Annotated in this window: 17 protein-coding genes; 1 reads left to right on the top strand and 16 read right to left on the bottom strand. The window is 38.8% G+C overall.

Annotated features, from left to right (window positions below; translation table 11 throughout):
- Positions 1-237: 237 nt before the first annotated feature.
- The 16 genes from ACYQ1N_RS02655 to ACYQ1N_RS02580 all read right to left on the bottom strand — a co-directional run bounded on the left by ACYQ1N_RS02655 (position 238) and on the right by ACYQ1N_RS02580 (position 16,508).
- Positions 238-756 carry an HD domain-containing protein gene (locus ACYQ1N_RS02655; RefSeq protein ID WP_459832428.1) on the bottom strand — a complete coding sequence of 173 codons (519 nt, stop codon included), beginning with the start codon at positions 754-756 and terminating at the stop codon, positions 238-240.
- A gap of 341 nt (positions 757-1,097) precedes the next feature.
- A complete protein-coding gene (locus ACYQ1N_RS02650; protein WP_459832425.1) occupies positions 1,098-1,853 on the bottom strand; it encodes an ABC transporter ATP-binding protein in 756 nt (251 codons plus the stop codon).
- 167 nt (positions 1,854-2,020) lie between these two features.
- Complete coding sequence (locus ACYQ1N_RS02645) at positions 2,021-2,824, bottom strand: ABC transporter ATP-binding protein (protein ID WP_459832422.1); 804 nt, start codon at positions 2,822-2,824, stop codon at positions 2,021-2,023.
- Between the two features lie 230 nt (positions 2,825-3,054).
- Positions 3,055-4,608 (bottom strand): ABC transporter substrate-binding protein, encoded by a 1,554-nt coding sequence (locus tag ACYQ1N_RS02640; protein WP_459832419.1) that lies wholly within the window; start codon positions 4,606-4,608, stop codon positions 3,055-3,057.
- A 74-nt stretch (positions 4,609-4,682) separates the two neighbouring features.
- A complete protein-coding gene (nikC, locus tag ACYQ1N_RS02635) occupies positions 4,683-5,537 on the bottom strand; it encodes a nickel transporter permease (protein ID WP_459832416.1) in 855 nt (284 codons plus the stop codon).
- Complete coding sequence (gene nikB, locus ACYQ1N_RS02630; protein ID WP_459832414.1) at positions 5,530-6,483, bottom strand: nickel ABC transporter permease; 954 nt, start codon at positions 6,481-6,483, stop codon at positions 5,530-5,532. Before nikB ends, nikC begins: the two co-directional genes overlap by 8 nt.
- Positions 6,484-6,799: 316 nt before the next feature.
- Positions 6,800-8,146 carry a nickel pincer cofactor biosynthesis protein LarC gene (gene larC, locus ACYQ1N_RS02625; protein ID WP_459832412.1) on the bottom strand — a complete coding sequence of 449 codons (1,347 nt, stop codon included), beginning with the start codon at positions 8,144-8,146 and terminating at the stop codon, positions 6,800-6,802.
- A 5-nt stretch (positions 8,147-8,151) separates the two neighbouring features.
- Entirely contained in the window at positions 8,152-8,898 is a 747-nt protein-coding gene (larB, locus tag ACYQ1N_RS02620; RefSeq protein ID WP_459832410.1) for a nickel pincer cofactor biosynthesis protein LarB, read from the bottom strand.
- 47 nt (positions 8,899-8,945) lie between these two features.
- Positions 8,946-9,701, bottom strand: a complete 756-nt coding sequence (larE, locus tag ACYQ1N_RS02615) for an ATP-dependent sacrificial sulfur transferase LarE (protein ID WP_459832407.1) — start codon at positions 9,699-9,701, stop codon at positions 8,946-8,948.
- Positions 9,702-9,747: 46 nt separating this feature from the next.
- Entirely contained in the window at positions 9,748-10,530 is a 783-nt protein-coding gene (locus ACYQ1N_RS02610; protein ID WP_459832405.1) for a TrmH family RNA methyltransferase, read from the bottom strand.
- A gap of 98 nt (positions 10,531-10,628) precedes the next feature.
- Entirely contained in the window at positions 10,629-11,219 is a 591-nt protein-coding gene (locus ACYQ1N_RS02605; protein WP_459832402.1) for a TIGR01440 family protein, read from the bottom strand.
- 9 nt (positions 11,220-11,228) lie between these two features.
- Positions 11,229-12,401 (bottom strand): flagellin lysine-N-methylase, encoded by a 1,173-nt coding sequence (gene fliB / locus ACYQ1N_RS02600; protein WP_459832400.1) that lies wholly within the window; start codon positions 12,399-12,401, stop codon positions 11,229-11,231.
- Between the two features lie 23 nt (positions 12,402-12,424).
- Entirely contained in the window at positions 12,425-13,225 is an 801-nt protein-coding gene (murI, locus tag ACYQ1N_RS02595; RefSeq protein ID WP_459832398.1) for a glutamate racemase, read from the bottom strand.
- A gap of 259 nt (positions 13,226-13,484) precedes the next feature.
- Positions 13,485-15,140 carry an FAD-dependent oxidoreductase gene (locus ACYQ1N_RS02590; protein ID WP_459832395.1) on the bottom strand — a complete coding sequence of 552 codons (1,656 nt, stop codon included), beginning with the start codon at positions 15,138-15,140 and terminating at the stop codon, positions 13,485-13,487.
- A 184-nt stretch (positions 15,141-15,324) separates the two neighbouring features.
- Positions 15,325-15,888 carry an alkyl hydroperoxide reductase subunit C gene (ahpC, locus tag ACYQ1N_RS02585; protein WP_459832393.1) on the bottom strand — a complete coding sequence of 188 codons (564 nt, stop codon included), beginning with the start codon at positions 15,886-15,888 and terminating at the stop codon, positions 15,325-15,327.
- A gap of 161 nt (positions 15,889-16,049) precedes the next feature.
- Positions 16,050-16,508 carry a hypothetical protein gene (locus ACYQ1N_RS02580; protein WP_459832391.1) on the bottom strand — a complete coding sequence of 153 codons (459 nt, stop codon included), beginning with the start codon at positions 16,506-16,508 and terminating at the stop codon, positions 16,050-16,052.
- A 195-nt stretch (positions 16,509-16,703) separates the two neighbouring features.
- On the opposite strand from ACYQ1N_RS02580, the gene ACYQ1N_RS02575 reads away from it, so the two are divergent.
- On the top strand, positions 16,704-17,864 hold the full coding sequence (locus ACYQ1N_RS02575; RefSeq protein WP_459832388.1) for a KamA family radical SAM protein: 1,161 nt from the start codon (positions 16,704-16,706) through the stop codon (positions 17,862-17,864).
- The last annotated feature ends 157 nt before the right edge of the window (positions 17,865-18,021 follow it).

Here is an 18,021-nt window from a genome sequence, read left to right as displayed (position 1 = left end):
TTGTCGCGGCGACTTGTATATAATATCAACACCCCAATATAATGTCAACACTTTTTTTGAAAAATATTTAAATTTATTTTTTGTTTTTCAAAAAACCGCAGAAACCTGCACAGAAAGCGGCTTTACGGCATTTCAACCGCTCATGTTAAACGAGATATTTTAAAACCGGCGTATAATTAACCGATAAATTATTGCATATCTGCATTATTGTATAATAAATTTAATACAATACATTTATTAATTATAATTTGTGTCATATTTTTCCAAAAACATATCATCTAATATTTTTATACCGCTTTCGGTTTTAAATATGTTTTCTCTTATATTTTCCGCTTTACCGGATAAATCGGGATCCTCAAAAAGGTTAACAAGAAAATCAGCCTCAACCAATATCTGATAGTCCATTCCGGATATTTCCGTATATGTATGATGATGTCCAATAAGATAGCATATTCTTTCTTCTTCCTTCTTTGATATACCTTTGATATCTTTCAACAGTTTTTCCGCCTCCGACGGACCTTCAATCTCCTGATACTTTCCGTCGCAGGAATTATATTTTTCTTCACTCTTATGTATTCCTATATCATGGAGTACCGCTGCCGCTTCCAATATAAACTGCGTTTCCTCATCCAACCCCTCTGTTTCACCTATAACTCTGGCAAAATTATGCACTTTAATAAAATGCTGTATTCTCGCGGCATCGCCTTTATCATAATTTATCATTTTCATTGTTATTTCCGATATCCTTTTGTCCATAACTTCCTCCGATTAAATTTTAAAACATGACTGTTAATATTACTTACCGCAACGGCGTTTATCAGACTGTTCACATATTTACGCAGCACGGCATTTATTAAATATAATAACGCTTTGTCCGTTTTAATCAACGGATAAATCAACGTCAACATATGCAAAAAATCCCCGTTATCCAGACACTGTTATGGTAGTATCCGGACAACGGGAATTCAGATATATTGAAAAAAGGTATGAACAATTATCATTATAGTTAATACCATTATTTTTTTAACCCGTATACGGGGATAGAAACTAAATTTATTTTAACTAAACTTATTTTAAACTAAATTATACTGTATATATTATATGACGGAATCAACCAGGTTTTTTGTATACTCATTCCGAGGGTTGTTAATTATATCATCAACATCCCCCTCTTCCACGGCTTTACCGTTATGCATTACGATTGCTCTGTCACAAAAGCTTTGAACTACTCCCAAATCGTGCGATATGAATAAATATGACATATCCATTTCTTCTCTGAATTCATTAAGTAAATCAATTATTTCTCTCTGTATTGTAACGTCAAGAGCGGATGTACACTCATCACATATAAGAAGCTTCGGACAAATTGAGATCGCCCTGGCGATACCCGCTCTCTGGCATTGACCTCCCGAAACCTCATGGGGAAACTTATCGAGAAGTTCCTTTGATAAACTGCACCTTTCAAAAAGTTCTTCTGCTCTTCTTAAGGCGTCTGCCTTTGTGTATCCGTTATTAATCATAGGCTCTATGATACTTCTTCCCAATTTATGACGTCCGTCAAACGAGTCATAAGGTGATTGAAATACCATTTGCATATTTGCATACGCCTTTCTTAATTTTTTGCCTCTGATGTTAGTAATATCCTCTCCGTTAAGTATTATTTCCCCGTATGTCGAAGGAAGAAGTCTTGTGATCATTCTTACGAGTGTCGTTTTTCCGCTTCCCGATTCTCCCACTATTCCGAGGCTTTCGCCTTTATTTAGAACAAATGAGATATTGTCAACAGCGACGAATTCCATTCCCTTCTTTTTAAAAATCTTTGTTAATTTGTTTACTTCTAATATATGTTCCATATATTATCTTCCTTAATTTTAGTTTTAACAGGCATATGCCACTGTCTAAGAATATCAAATGTCGGATATAAATAATATATTGCACTGACACATACCCATATAACGAGTTCCCTGTCAGCTTATTATATGCATACGGATATATCCGTAAATTATTTACGTCTGTCTCTTTACCGGGCTTTTTTTATTTTAATCACAGAATTCATAAGAAGTTTGGTATATTCATCCCGCGGATTATTGATTACTTCTTTTGCATCGCCGAACTCTCTGATTTCACCGTCCTTAAGGACAACCACCGTATCACACATTTTTTCAACCAATCCTATATTATGCGTGACAACTATCATGGATGTCCCGTATTTATCCCGCATTTTCAACATTTCTTCCACTACTTTTTTCTGTGTCGTAACGTCAAGTGCGGATGTAGGCTCATCCGCCAACAGAACCTTCGGATTCATAAGCATCGCCATACAAATACCTACCCTTTGGTTCATACCACCTGATAATTGAAAAGGATAACTGTCGAGAATTCTGTCATAATCCGTAAGACCGATAATATTCATTATTTCGCCGACTCTTGTCCTGAATTCTTCTTTTGAAATCCTGAAATGCTCATTTATGCTTTCGTAAATCTGACTGCCGATTTTTCTGATTGGACACATTGAAAGTCCTACATTCTGAAATATCATTGCCAGTTCCGGTCCGCATATTTTCCTTAATTCTTCGCCTTTCAAATCCGGAAGGTCGTAATTCCCGTACCATATGTCGCCTTTGGTAACCAAACCGTCCTCTCCCAACAAATTCATGGCCGCTTTTATAATAGTGGACTTACCGCTTCCGGATTCACCCACAAGCCCCATTATTTCTCTCTCACGGAGAGTGAAGCTCACATCTCTTACCGCCTTTTTACCCCTATATGAGATATCCACATGTTCATATTTCAGTATGGGTTTATTTTCTGAATAATTGGTCATAATACTGCTCCGTATTTGTTAGTTATTTCATAACCATGTACATATATCACCGGTAACGGCTCTTTGATTATGCTTAAATATCACGTTATAAAAGCAATTTGTCGGCAGGTTTCATGTATGTGTTACTTATGACATATGTACATGGTTATAAAAAGGAAAGCCATGTGTACATAGCGAAATAACCGTCACCGTGGCTTTCCTGTGTTTATATTCTTATAATTATACTGTTATCAGTTTTTATCAAGATCGGCAGTTACTTCATAATAATCGCATGGATGAGGTTCGAGACCTGTTACTCCTGATTTAGTTACAATACCCATCTTTAAGTGAGACGCAAAGAAGTATGCGTTGTCGTCGAGTATTATCTGTGACATCTGTGTAGCAATCTTTCCTCTTTCGGCTGTATCAAATGTGCCGTGAAGAGTCTTTGCCAATGCGTCAAGCTTGGCGTTGCTGTATCCCTCATAGTTTGAAGGCGCACCCGTAACCGCATGCGTGTTGAAGAAATACTCAGGATCTCCCGTAGGAGCTGTTACCATTGCGCTTACATATATATCAAACTGTCCGCTCTTCCACAATGATTTGTGGTCCTGTGTTGAGTTAACCTGAATATCCACACCTATATTTTTAAGAGACGCCTGTGCCGATTCTGCGAGAAGAGGCAATTCCTGTCTGCCCGGATATGTTACCCATCTGAGTGAAAGTTTTTGTCCGTCCTTTTCTCTTATTCCGTCGCCGTCTGTGTCAACCCAGCCTGACTGTTCCAAGAGTGCTTTTGCTCCCTCCGGATCGTATGAAACCGTATTCACGGTATTATCGCCAAAGGTGAACGATGCCGGGAAAGGTCCCTTGGATACGGCGCCGTGTCCGTTAAGGAGTGTATTAACAAATCCCTCTTTATCAATTCCCATGGAGATTGCTTTTCTTACGTTCTGATCCTTAAGAGCGGCAGTATTATAGTTAAATTTACCAAAGAACTGACGGCTTGTTTCCACATAACTTATCTTATAATCAGAGTTGTTCTCAAAAAGTGAGTAGCTCGCATAAGGAAGACCGTATGTTGCGTCGATTTCTCCGTTCTGAAGTGCATTTGTGAGAGTCGTTCCGTCCACAATTCCCTTAACGGTTAACTTATCAAGCTTAACATCTCCGCCCCAGTAATTAGGATTCTTCACAAGATCGATCTGTGTATCCGATACGCTTGTTGCGATAAACGGACCTGTACCGGCAACTATCATATCCTTTTCAGGAACATTCATATCTATAATACATCCGTAAGGATCGCTTAAGAAATTGATAATGGCAGGTGTAGGCTCGCTTGTCTCTATTATGACAGTATAGTCTCCGTCTGTCGTAATATTGGCAATCTTTAAATCGGAAGGCGCTCTGTCATTGACCTTTATTAAGTCGTCAAGGCATTGCTTAACCGCAGTGGCGTCCATTTTTCTTCCGCTTGAAAATGTTACGTCATCACGAAGCTGGATTTTAACATGAGTGTTGTCGATAAACTCATATGATTTTGCAAGCCATGGCTGAATCTGCATTGAATCGTCATACTTAAAAAGAGTTTCTCCGATACCGTATCTTAACGTACTCCATCCCGTATATCCGTCATGAGGGTTGGTTCCCACATTGAGCATGTCTTTTCCGTATCCCGTGGTTCCGTATACAAATGTTTTCTCAGCCGTTGAATTACCCTGACCTGAACCGTTTCCGCATGCGGCAAGCGGAACTACCGCCGATGCAATCAATCCCAACGTAAGCAATTTTGATTTAAGTTTCATTAATATTCCTCCAAACAAACTGACAATAATATAAACATAACCGAACCTTGTATATAACTTAATTCGTATGCTTATTACTTAGTTCTCTGTCTTGGATCAAAGTAATCTCTTACTGTATCTCCAAGCATATTAAATATAACGACCGATATGAATATTGCTATTCCCGGTCCGAAAGCAACCCACGGAGCGGTTTGAATAAATTCTCTTGCCCCGCTCATCATGCTTCCCCACTCGGCTACCGGAGGCATGGCTCCCAGTCCGAGATATGAAAGTCCGGCAATCTCCATCATGGAAGTTCCGATATCCAGTACGGCGGTGACTATAATCGGCCCTATTATATTAGGCATTAAATGCCATATTATAATATGAAACATACCGTCACCGGATATTTTAGCCGCATCCATATATTGTTGTTTCTTTTGGGCAAGCGTTTGGCTTCTTGCAAGTCTTGCAAACTTAGGCCATCCCACGGCCGCAAGAGCTATAATTGCATTTTGCACGCCTCCGCCGAGAGCCCCGGCTACCGCAAGAGCAAAAACAAGCCCCGGAAAGGCAAGAAATATGTCGGATATACGCATTATAATCGTATCAATAATTCCGCCGTACAAACCTGCAATCACTCCAAGCACAGTTCCGACTACCGTCATAACCGCCACAAGGAGCAGTGTAGAATATATACTTGTCTGACTTCCTATGATTATTCTTGAAAGTAAATCTCTTCCGTATCTGTCCGTGCCGAGCCAGTGTTCCGCCGACGGCGGCTGCAAAGATTTGCTCAGATCCTGCGCATACGGATCATACGGGCATAACAGCGGAGCAATAACGGAACATACCAATAATGCCGCCGCCAGAATGCCGAACACAATAAGCATTGTCCTGGTTCGATTCTTTCTGATTTTTTGTATACGGACGGTCGGTGTATTATTCATCACATACACCTCCTATCCCAAGACGCACCCTCGGATCCAGGTAATTATAAAGCAAATCGGTTATTAAGTTTACAATTACATAAATGATTGCCATCCAAACAACATATGCCTGAATCATGGGATAATCTCTCATGGTAATCGAATCGACCGCAAGCTTTCCGACTCCGTCCCATCCGAAAATACTTTCGACTATTGTTGTTCCTCCCAGAAGCGAACCTATGGATATTGCAAGCAATGTTACTATGGTAAGCATCGACGCCTTAAGCACGCTTCCCCAGAGAATGACTTTGCCTCTTACGCCTCTTGCTTTTGCACCTGTAACATAATCTTTGTTCAATTCCTCCAGGACGGTAGCCCTTACCTGTCTTAAATACTTGGCGCCCATGGATATGGCAAGGGTAAGAGTCGGAAGGATTGCGCTGTATAAAGATGTACCCTTAGAAAGTATGGGAAACCATCCCAATTTTATGGATAAGAAGTACATTAAAAGAATCGCAACCACAAAATTAGGCAAAGAATTGCCTATGAGAGATGCTATTCTTATAATATAGTCCGTTATTTTATTTTGTTTTACAGCCGCAAGTATTCCGAGCGGAATTGAAATTGCCATGGTTGCAATAACCGAAGTCAGAGTAAGAAGAAGTGTTGCCGGGAGTTTTGAAATAAAAGTGCCGAAAACATCTTTGCCCGAGACATAACTTATTCCCATGTCCCCCTGCAACAAACCGCCCAACCAACTGAAATATTGGATTATAAAAGGTTTATCGAGCCCAAGCGCCTCCCTCGCTCTTTGCATAGCCTCGTCGGAAGCAATTATTCCCGTATTGTTGGCCGCCTGTTCAACAAAGTCACTTCCTGCCACCTGCATCATGGCAAAAGACAGAAACGTTATTCCCAAAACGATGGGAATAAGCTGTAACAGTCTTTTTATTACATACTTTGTCACAACACATACCTCTTCTTTCGATTTTATTCTTTGTATATAATACATACATTATGGTTTTTAATTATCCCCCCCCTACGGTTACGGATAAAATTTTTTTCACATTTTATTTATAATTAAAGTAATATTATTAAATTTCTTCAATAAGTTTTGTATCTTTATTGTAATGTATTTGCCGCATATTAGTGTACATAAAAATAAAGGTGTATTATATTCGGTTAGATCCGTATATATTATGAAACATATACTGATCTAACGAGCTATAACACAGCCTTTTAATATATAATCATTAATACGGCATATTAAAATAAAATTATAATCATGAATCCAGCTTTTCGATTAATTCCTGAATACTGAGCCCCGTCTTTTTGGCAATAAATTTTAAGTCATTATATTCATATTTATGTCTTACGGTTCCGTAGCCAAATCCGGTTTTCACCCTTACCATACCGTAATCCGTTGTTAAAGAGTCTTCTTTTCTGTCAAGAATATATCTGTGACATAAAGTTTCACGGATTCCTATGGTTGTGGTATGTTTAAAAATAAGTTTTATTATCTTTTCTCTGTTTTCTTCCTTACATATGACGGTAAAAAGTGTACCGAGACGCCCTTTTTTCATCACAACCGGCGTTGAATATACATCAAGAGCACCGTTACCCAACAAAACCTCACTCGCATATGATATTTGTTCCGGCGACTGATCGTCTATATTGCATCTCAATTCGATAACCCTGTCGGTAATGCCGTTTTCGTAAAATGAGTTGGCGGACTCTTTTGCAATGTCATAAATTTTTGTATTTATGAGTTTTTTCTTCTGACTGAGTATTGTGCCCAGTACATCTCCGTTATCCGATCCGATACTTTCCGTATGCACGGAATCCCTGCCATGCTCGGCAAAACCGGAAATATCTATCATATTACCAAGTGAAATTCTTAAAATATTGGCTCTTGCATAATCCTTTTTACCTGCGCCGTATCCCACTTTTATTACGTCCATGGGAGGCATGTTTCCGTATGCGTTGGCATAATATTTTATTATTGCCGCTCCCGTCGGAGTACATAATTCGCCCTCTGTTCCGTCCGAATATATGGGAACTCCAGTCAACAGATCAATGGCAGCCGGAGCGGGAACAGCCATAACTCCGTGAGCGCTTCTCACGGTACCGCATCCGACATTGACCGCAGAAGTAATTATGTTTTTTACCTTTAATTCATTTATCAGAAAACTTACCGCTGCAATATCGGCTATTGCATCATATTCACCGATTTCGTGAAAATGCACCTCCCCCGCGGGTTTTCCGTGTATTTTACCTTCAGAATCGGCTATGAGTCCGTATATGGCCTTCGTATCTTCCTTTGCTTTTTTCGGCAGATTTAAAGTATCTATAATATTTTTTATATCTTCAAGAGTATGATGTGTGTGCCTGTCGGCCTCTGTTTTATCATCCGTATTGTCGTTTTCCGTCACACCGTTTATGAGAACCTCCACATTTGTTCCCATAATTCCGGCTTTATTAACCTTACTTAAACGATATTCAACATTCGGCACTCCGATTCTGTTAAGCCTGTTCAGTGTACTTTTTTCATTTGGCATAAGTTCCAACAATGCCGCTGTTATCATGTCTCCGGCGGCTCCCATTGACGCGTCTATATACAATGTCCTCATTTATATTACCCCATATGATTTATTCTGCTTGCCATGGTTCCTGCACCGAATCCGTTATCTATATTTACCACGGCAATTCCGTCGGCACATGAATTAAGCATCGAAAGAAGAGCCGCAAGTCCTCCGAATGAAGCTCCGTATCCCACGCTCGTAGGCACGGCGATTACCGGGCAGTCGGCAAGACCTCCCATTACGCTTGCAAGAGCTCCCTCCATGCCTGCTACCACAATGATTACACTTGCTTTCATTATTTCATCTATATGTGAAAGTGTTCTGTGTATTCCCGCAACTCCCACATCGTATAATCTTGTAACAATATTTCCGTAAACTTCGGCAGTAACGGCTGCTTCTTCCGCAACCGGAATATCACTTGTCCCTCCTGTCGCAATAAGGATATTTCCCGTTACGTCAGGCTCAGGTATCTTTCCGATTATTCCAATTCTTGCTTCCGGTCTGTAATCCATGTCACGGACTTTGCGTATTGAGTCCGCCTTCTCTTTTGAAAGTCTCGTAATAAGAATTGCATTTTCCGTTTGTTTTTTTAATACATTCGCAATTCCGATTATCTGCTCCGCGGTCTTACCTTCGCCGTATATGACTTCCGATGCTCCCTGACGTACTCTTCTGTGCAAATCCGGTTTAGCATATCCTATATCCGCAAAAGGCTCTCTTTTTATCTGCAGAGCGGCCTCTTCCACAGATATTTGCCCCGACTTCACTTGTTCTAAAATATTTTTTATGTCACTGTTCATAATCTTTACTCTGTCTCATAAGAAAATTGCCCTTCGAAACCATAAACTTATTCATCTCTTGATTTCAAATCAAGGACGACGTCTTTATAAAATTTTTTAAATTCCATAATTATGGTGTGTCTGTGCTTTAGAATGCGTTCCATTTGTTCCGACGGAACCTGTATTTTAGCCGTTCCGTCAGCATACCTTACCCTGAAATCGGTAAAACCCAGAGAAAAAAGAAAGCCTTCGGCTTTCTCCGTATTCTCTAATATTTCTTTTGTAATGGGACTTCCTACGGGAACTCTTGTTGCAAGACATGCATATGACGGCTTATTCCAGGTAAATAAACCAGCGTCTTTGGATCTCTTTCTTATTTCCGTCTTGGTCAGACCGCACATTCTAAGAGGAGAAAGTATATTTAACTCCTCCAGGGCTTTCATCCCCGGTCTGTCACTTGGGTCATCCGACGCATTGGTTCCGTCCGACAGATACTCATATCCGTCTCTCTCAGATATCTCTTTCAGCTTTCCGAATACCGCATTTTTGCAATAATAACAACGAAGTTCATCATTTGATATAACCTTTTCATCAGCGAAAATGTCATTGTTGATTATTTCCATATCGGCTCCCAGCTTATCGGCAAGCTTCAATGCATCTTCAAGTTCAAAAACCGGCTGAAATGCCCCCTTTACAAAATATGCTTTTACATCCGCTCCGTGTGCCATAGCTTCATACAACAGATATGAGGAATCCGTTCCCCCTGAAAACGCTATTGCAATTTTCGGATATTCTCTGAAAAAATCATCCAACGTATAGTCCATATCCACCCCCGAATTATAATGAAATTTTAATCAAACGATAATTGCATCACTTTCCTCTCTGTCTTGCGGCTTCAAAACAAAGTATGGAAGTAGCCACGGCGGCATTAAGACTTTCCACTTCTCCCGACATCGGGATATTTATATTAAAGTCCGATAAAGCAATCATTTCATCTGTAAGGCCGTTTCCTTCATTTCCTATTACAAATGCCGTCGGTTTTTTATAATCGCATGAATAATATTTCGTCGAATCATCAAGAGTGGCGGCAAAAATATTTATCGACTTATTTTTAAGCTTTTCAACCGTACTTAGCAAGTCTTCGGAATAGATAACAGGCATTCTGTATATGGAACCCATACTTGAACGTATTGTCTTCGGATTATAGACATCAACGGTTCCGCTTCCCGTAATTACCGCATCAACGCCCGCTGCTTCACTCATTCTCACAATAGTACCCAAATTTCCCGGATCCTGAATATTCTCTAAAATAACAAAAAACGATTTATCATTTATATAATTATCCAATACAAAATGTTCACGCTTAACTACCGCCAGAACTCCCTGAGGTGTCTTTGTATCCGAAATTTTATCAAACACTTTATCGCTTACCAGCTCCAATCCGTGTTCAAGCCGGTTGGCGGTATCCTCTATCCACGGGTAACGTCTCAAAAAGCTCTCCGTGCAAAAACAGCTTAAAAGCCTGTCTTTAGGTACTTCTCTGAGCATTCGCATGCCTTCGGTAACAAAAACTTCCTGAATATCTCTTTCTTTCCTTAGGGTCTGCAGCCTGCTTACCCACTTAATTCTTTCATTTGATGTTGAAGTTATCATTATCGCTCCTAAAGTTATATTATGATTAACTGTCTGTAAGTCCTGCCGCATGTCCCATGAAGCCATGCACTGCGGCGAACTTTTGACGCGGTATCATATTATTTTAATTCTTCGTTATATACGGCTCTGTCGCCTCCGACAAACTTAGCTCTCGTTCTGGCAAATGTCACATGCGCATTTCCGATTCTGTCCGTATGTACTCTTACGGGAACCACCACATCTCTCATATGCATTCCGATAAATGTATCTCCTATGTCTATTCCCGCTCCGGCCTTTTTTTCAAGGGATTCAACGGCATACGCCTCTTCAAATCCATTGTATGCCGCCGTACCGAAAGAACCTCCCGCCTTAAGTACCGGAACAACATTAACCCTTGTTAATCCGTACTTCAAAGCACATTTTTTCTCAACAATAAGAGCTCTGTTAAGATGCTCACAGCATTGAGCCGCAAGATAAATGCCCTTTTCGTCACATACATTTTTTATCGCCGAAAATACTGTTTTTCCTATTTCCTCACTTGAGTATGTGCCTATCATATGAGCCGCAATTTCACTTGATGAACATCCGACAACAAGAATATCTTCCTCTTCGAGTTTTGCCGCATCAATAAGTTCTCTTACAGACTGTTCCGTCTCTGATTTAATCTCATTTATATTAATATCCGTACTGTCAGCTATTCCAGCAGCCATGGTAACCTCCTAATAAAATACAGCCAATATTTTTCTGAATGCAGACCTCGAAAATCCCTCTTCAAACAAAAAGTCCTCCGTAAGCTGCTCCATGTTGTCTTCAGAATATTCAAACTGCCTTGAAATCATTTTAATTTGTTCTATTCTGTCTTCCAATGTCATGACATTATTATTTATCTCAAGATAATATATATCGAATAACCTGAGACATATATACATCGCCACGGCAAATTTTGCCTTAAGTAAAATGTCTCCGTCAAAGACAGCCTTTCCGAAATATCTGTAAATCAGATATATGATAAACTTATCGTAATCATCCGCACGTTTCTGCTTTTCAATAACGTTTCGGCTATCTTTAAATGCTTTTATTATCTTTTTTCCGTGATATTTCTTTGAAATAAGCTTTTCAAGCTTTGTATGTGCTTTTTCATACTCTTCTTCCATATCCGGTACTTCAAAAAACGCCGTAAGTATTTCCTCTGTCTCGGCACTTATGTCATCCTTATATGAGGCTTTGTGCAAAACATCGAAAGTTACTCTTTCAATCGTGTCATAAATCCTATTCTTATAATCCGCGTCTTCTTTCAGAAACTCTTCCGAATTAATAACGTCCTGCAATTCAGAGCATACATTTAAATATATTGTAAGTTTTCTGCCGGAAGACATTTTTCCGTCGGCAAATATCTTAAACAATTCTTCTCTCAACGTGAATACAAAATCTTTTAGTTTTTCGTTTATTTTTTCAGCACAGCTTTCATCCGAAACGTCGTACGCTTCTTCAATTTCCTCTGTTTTGAAATTAATATCCGATTCTAAAATAATTCTTACGGCTTCTTCACAGGCACAACCTATGCCCGTTTCCTTAAAATCTCCGAAATATTCGGTAAATCTCGGAAACTGTACGCATACATTTGCAAGATATTCTTCTCCGAAACGCCCGTACATTCCGCACAGACCGTTTTTTTCCAACCAGACACATGCTCCGTTTTTCTTTTTGAAGCAATCATAACCTTCCGTATCCTCTATTGAATTCATCAACTTATCTTCATATATGGATGCTTTGTAATAATTTACGGCATCTTCATCCACTTCTATATCCCATGAGGCCCTGCAGCAGTTATCTTTGCATTTGCTCATTGTACATTTGAATTGTTTATAGTAATAAGGCTGTCGTACTTTCATTATTTCTCCGTTATATCAACTGTTTATAACATCTCCATATTCATAAATCTGTCATTAAGCATCTCAATAGTCTCAAGTTTTTTTCTGTCCGTAACCCGTACTCCCGATTCAAAGTATATTACTCTCGGCTCTCCGTCCGTTTTGTCGGCATCTGTTGCAAGAAGTCCGTTTTGTTCAAGACGTCGCTTAAGCTGCATGGCGGTTCCCCTGCCTCCGTCTATAATTTGTACTCCGTCTATAAGTTCCCTGAAACTGTCCTTAAAGAAAATGTAATGGGTACATCCCAGTATCAATATTCCGTATTGATCCAATGTATACCCCTTAAGCTCCTCTTTAAGATACGGAAGTATTATTTTCTTATCAAATATACCGTCTTCGGCATATTGGGCAAGATTTTTCAGACCTTTTTTATCTATTCTGTGCTCCGTGTCATATTTGTTAATAAGAGTTTCAAGCTTTTCACCCTCAATTGTTGCATTGGTTGCCAGAAGAAGAATTCTTTTATCCGTTTTATATTTTAATATTGCAGGCTTAACCGCAGGTTCTATCCCTATTATCGGAATATCGGGATATTTCCGCCTTATAACCTCCGCTCCTGCGCTTGTCGCGGTATTACAGGCTATTACCACGGCTTTAGATCCATGCTCAACCAGGAAATCAATTGCCTCTTCCGAATATTTTAAAATGTCTTCTCTGCTCTTATTTCCGTATGGAACATTCTTTACATCGGCATAGTATAAAAAATTTTCCTTCGGGAGAACTTTAAGCGCGTGATTTAATACGGATAATCCGCCAAGCCCCGAATCAAAGAATCCTACTCTCATTGTAACCTCTTTAAAACCGTTAATCAGATACGCATTATATATGACAAAACGCCGAATTAAGTACAATGCGCAATAATAATTATTTGTATTATATTACTTAAATATATATTTGTCATTGAATACAGGTTATTTCGTTTTATATGCAGTTAACCGCATGCATATTAAAATACATAAACACAAAAAGAGACGCTTTCCGCATTGTGCCCCATATCATAATGATATGCTGCACTCTTCGCGGTATACGTCTCTTTTTAATATATCAGATTGAACCTGTCTTTTCCGCAAGCAGGTCAACAAGCTGCTCTATATTCTTCTTTCCGAATGAAATTTCGCTGTCATTTATTACAAGGCAAGGAACACTTTGAACATTGTATTTGTTCTTTAATTCCTCATAGTTCATAACATCAAATACTTCCGTTGTAATATTGTCATTTAATGTTGCCATTTTCTGAGCCGCAACAACAAGATCCGGACACATTGTACATGAAAGTGAAACAAGTACCTTCATGTCTATAGGTTCTTTAACATTTTCTATTCTTGTCTTTACCGAATCGTCGATGCTCTGGCCTGAACCTGACGCATTGTATAATCCTAAGATAAATGATGTAAATTCATGTCCTCCCGGAACTCCGTGGAACGCAAGTCCGGTATACTGTCCGTTTTCGCGATAAACCTTTACACAAGGCATGTAATCGGTTGTTTCTCCCGTTTTCTCTACAATGATTTTATCCGTTAAGTTGCCTATTGCATTCATGTAATTTTCCAACTCTTCGGCCTTTTCGCTGTTATCAAGATAGAGCTTAAGGATAACCTTTGATTCCATTCTGTCAAATACGGCGTTGAGCTGGGCAAGCATTTTGTCATTAAATAAACCGCTTGCATCCTTTGCAGCCGGAGCATTGCCTGCATCCGCAGTCTTCTCAGGCTCCTTCGCTTCCTTAACCGCAGGAGAGAATCCTGTTTTTTCATGAAGCTTAGCCACATATTTTTCCAGCTCAGTTGCGGCAATTGCGCCGTCCGCCACAGCCGTTACCACCTGTCTGAGGTTCTTTATACATACATCTCCCGCAGCATAGAGACCGTCGACACTCGTCTTCTGATTTCTGTCTGTAACAACATAACCCCTGTCAAGTTCGGCTATTCCGTCAAGAAGTTCTGTTTCCGGCTCGTATCCGGCAAATACGAATACACCGAAATTCTCATCTGATTTGTATTCCGTAACTTCACCTGTCTTGGAGTTTTTATATCTGATGTAATTTACGCCGTTATCATCGCCGCTTACTTCTTCGACATTTACATTGGTAATAACCGTTATTTTCTCATGATTCTTTGTTTTATCCGATACCGACGCCGCGCAGGAAAAATCATCCTTTCTTACAAGAACCGTTACATGTTTTGCAAATTTAGTTAAGAATACGCTTTCTTCAGCTGCTGCAAATCCGCCGCCTACCACAAATACTTCTTTTCCCGTAAAGAATTCACCGTCACATGTGGCACAATATGCAACGCCCCTTCCCTTAAATTCAGCCTCGCCGTTAAATCCTATCATTCTCGGATGTGCTCCGGTTGCGAAAACAATTCCATACGCATATAAATCTCCTCTTGATGTGGATACCGTCTTGATATCTCCTTCAACGTTCAAAGACTTAACTTCCGCGGACATAAATTCAGCACCGAAGTTCTCGGCCTGAACTCTCATTGTTTCCGTAAGTTCGGCACCGCTTGTCTGTAAGATACCCGGATAATTAACAACTTCTTCCGTTATTGTTATTTGTCCTCCGAAATTTTCTTTTTCAAGAACAAGTACGCGGTATTTTGCTCTCGCAAGATATATCGCCGATGTAAGACCTGCAGGACCGCCTCCCACTACAATCACATCATACATTTTACTTTTATCAATATCGTTAATATTCATAATCATCACCTCTTATCTCAGTACAGTTAGTCTATAGCAACTAACTTGACACTATTGTACTATGAATAAATTATTTATCAATTGTTTTTATAAGAGTTTTGTTCTAAAAAAAGTGCTCTTTACATATGAGCATCAATATGTAAAGAGCACTTTCATTTAATAGCTGTTGACCGTATCGTCAAAATTAAAGCTTACCTACAAGGTCAAGGCTTGGCTCAAGTGTCTCTGCACCAGGTGTCCACTTAGCAGGGCAAACTTCGTTACCGTGCTCTGCTACGAACTGGCAAGCCTGAAGCTTTCTGAATAACTCATCTGCGTTACGTCCTACGTTACCGTCATTTACTTCGTATGCAACAATCTTTCCTTCAGGATTTACGATAAATGATCCTCTCTCAGCAAGACCTGACTCAGGGATAAGTACTTCGAAATCTGTTGAAAGTGCATGTGTAGGATCTGCAAGCATTACATACTCAAGCTTCTTGATTCTGTCTGATGTATCAGCCCATGCCTTATGTACAAAGTGTGTATCTGTTGAAACTGAGTATACTTCACAACCTGCTGCCTTGAAATCAGCATATCTGTTCTGAAGATCTTCAAGCTCTGTAGGGCAAACGAATGTGAAGTCTGCAGGGTAGAAGAAGAATACGCTCCACTTACCTGCGATGTCTGCCTTCTTTACTTCCTTAAATTCACCTGCCTGATAAGCCTGTACTGTGAAATCTGCAACTTCTTTATTGATTAATGACATAATAAGTTCCTCCTAAATTTTAAAATAAATCTTTGTTTTGTTATCAGTAATGATTAATTATCATGTATCTGTTCGATGACGTAATAATAACTCTTATTATTAAATTCGTCAATAGTAATAATTACTATTATTATGATTTTATTTTTTCTTTATATATTTTTTTACATATCGACGCATATGTAATTTAAATTACCTCCTCCGATGACAATTTTCTTAATTCTCATGTTCTTTTTTATTAATTCATGCACAATTTCCGGAGAATATTTTGCTTTTATTTCATTTAGGATAATATTTCTGGCTCTAAATCCATGTATAAAAAAGAAAAGGGAAAACAGAAAAATAACTTTAATATGCGCCGGTATGATATTCCATAAAGCAGTATACATTTCAATATTAATAACCGACAGAGTAATTAACAGGACAGCATATATTATCAATGTAAATAAATACGATACAAGCCACTCGTTCACGCTTACGGACGTATATGCTTTAAACATGTTTTTATACATTTTCTCATCTTCTTCGTCTATCTTATATTGAAAAGTTGTTTCTTTGCCCCTGTTCTTATGAAGATAATTATTACGTCGATTTCCATCATTATACAATTCCGCATACTTCATAAACATCCCCCCTCTCACATATTAATTCGTATTTAACAGAATTTTAAACCGTACGATAAAATACCGTTTTTCGTGTAAAATATTATTTTATGTTTTTATATTAATACCATTATGTTAATCACATTTAACTTTTTATATGCATATCTTTAAACAAAATTTGAATAATATGTAAACACCTGCTCTTGACCGAGCATTATGTCCAAAAAAATGTTATACTTTATAAATAATATGTCGAAAGGAACTTGGGATATGAATTGGAAAGAACAGCTAAAGACAAATATTACGGAAGCGAAAGACCTGGCAGAACTTCTCCATTTGTCGGATAACGAAACCGAACAATATCATGATTTACTTGAAAAGTATCCTATGACGGTAACAGATTATTATTTATCGCTTATTAATTGGGAAGACAAAAACGATCCGATAAGAAAAATGTGTCTGCCTTCACTTGATGAATTTGACACGGACGGTTCTCTCGATACAAGCGGCGAGGCATCCAATACGGTTATTGAGGGATTACAGCATAAATACAAACAGACGGCTCTTATTCTGTCCACAAATATCTGCGCAATGTACTGCAGACACTGCTTCAGAAAAAGACTGGTAGGTCTTTCGGGAGAGGAGATTCTGAAGGAATATCCTAAGATTGTAGAATATATAAAGGAACATAAAGAAATATCAAATGTTTTAATAAGCGGCGGCGATGCATTTATCAATGAAACCTCCGTTATCGAAGCGTTTTTAAAACCGTTGGCGGAATTGGATAATCTTGACTTTATACGATTCGGAACAAGAACACCAGTTGTTTTCCCTCAAAGAATCACTGAGGATAAGGAACTTGTAGATATCCTTCGAAAATACAACGAACGCAAACAGATTATGGTTGTTACGCAATTTAATCATCCGAATGAGTTTACACCGGAGGCCGTTGATTCAATAAATAAATTGAGAAATGCCGGACTTGTCATTAAAAATCAAACGGTTCTTCTTAAAGGAATAAATGATAATCCCGAAGTGCTTTCAACTCTTCTCAGAAAACTCACATCAGTCGGTATCGTTCCTTATTATGTGTTCCAATGCCGTCCCGTTACGGGAGTTAAGCACCAGTTCCAGGTACCTATAAAAAAGGCCGTAAATATCATTAATGAGACCCGTTCTCTGCTTAACGGGCAGGCAAAGTGCTTCAGATACGGAATGTCTCATCCGCTTGGAAAAATAGAAATTATAGATAATCTTTCCGACGGAACCACATTATTCAGATTCCATCAGGCGAAATATGATGCATATAACAATAAACTCTTTGCCGTTAATCTCGGAGATGATCAATGTTGGCTTGAAGATGATATTAAACCGTAATAATTCGGAAAATTACGAATTATTTAAACCACCTATATATAACCATACTGTTATTAAAACATATAAAAAGTCATTACCCGGGCAAAATACCCATGTAATGACTTTTTATATTATCTTCTGTTATATCTGTATTTATTTTTATGATTATATATCGGTT

This window comes from Howardella ureilytica (assembly GCF_054657495.1).
Note: the sequence above shows the minus strand (reverse complement) of the source record. Positions and strands in the feature narration are given on the sequence as shown.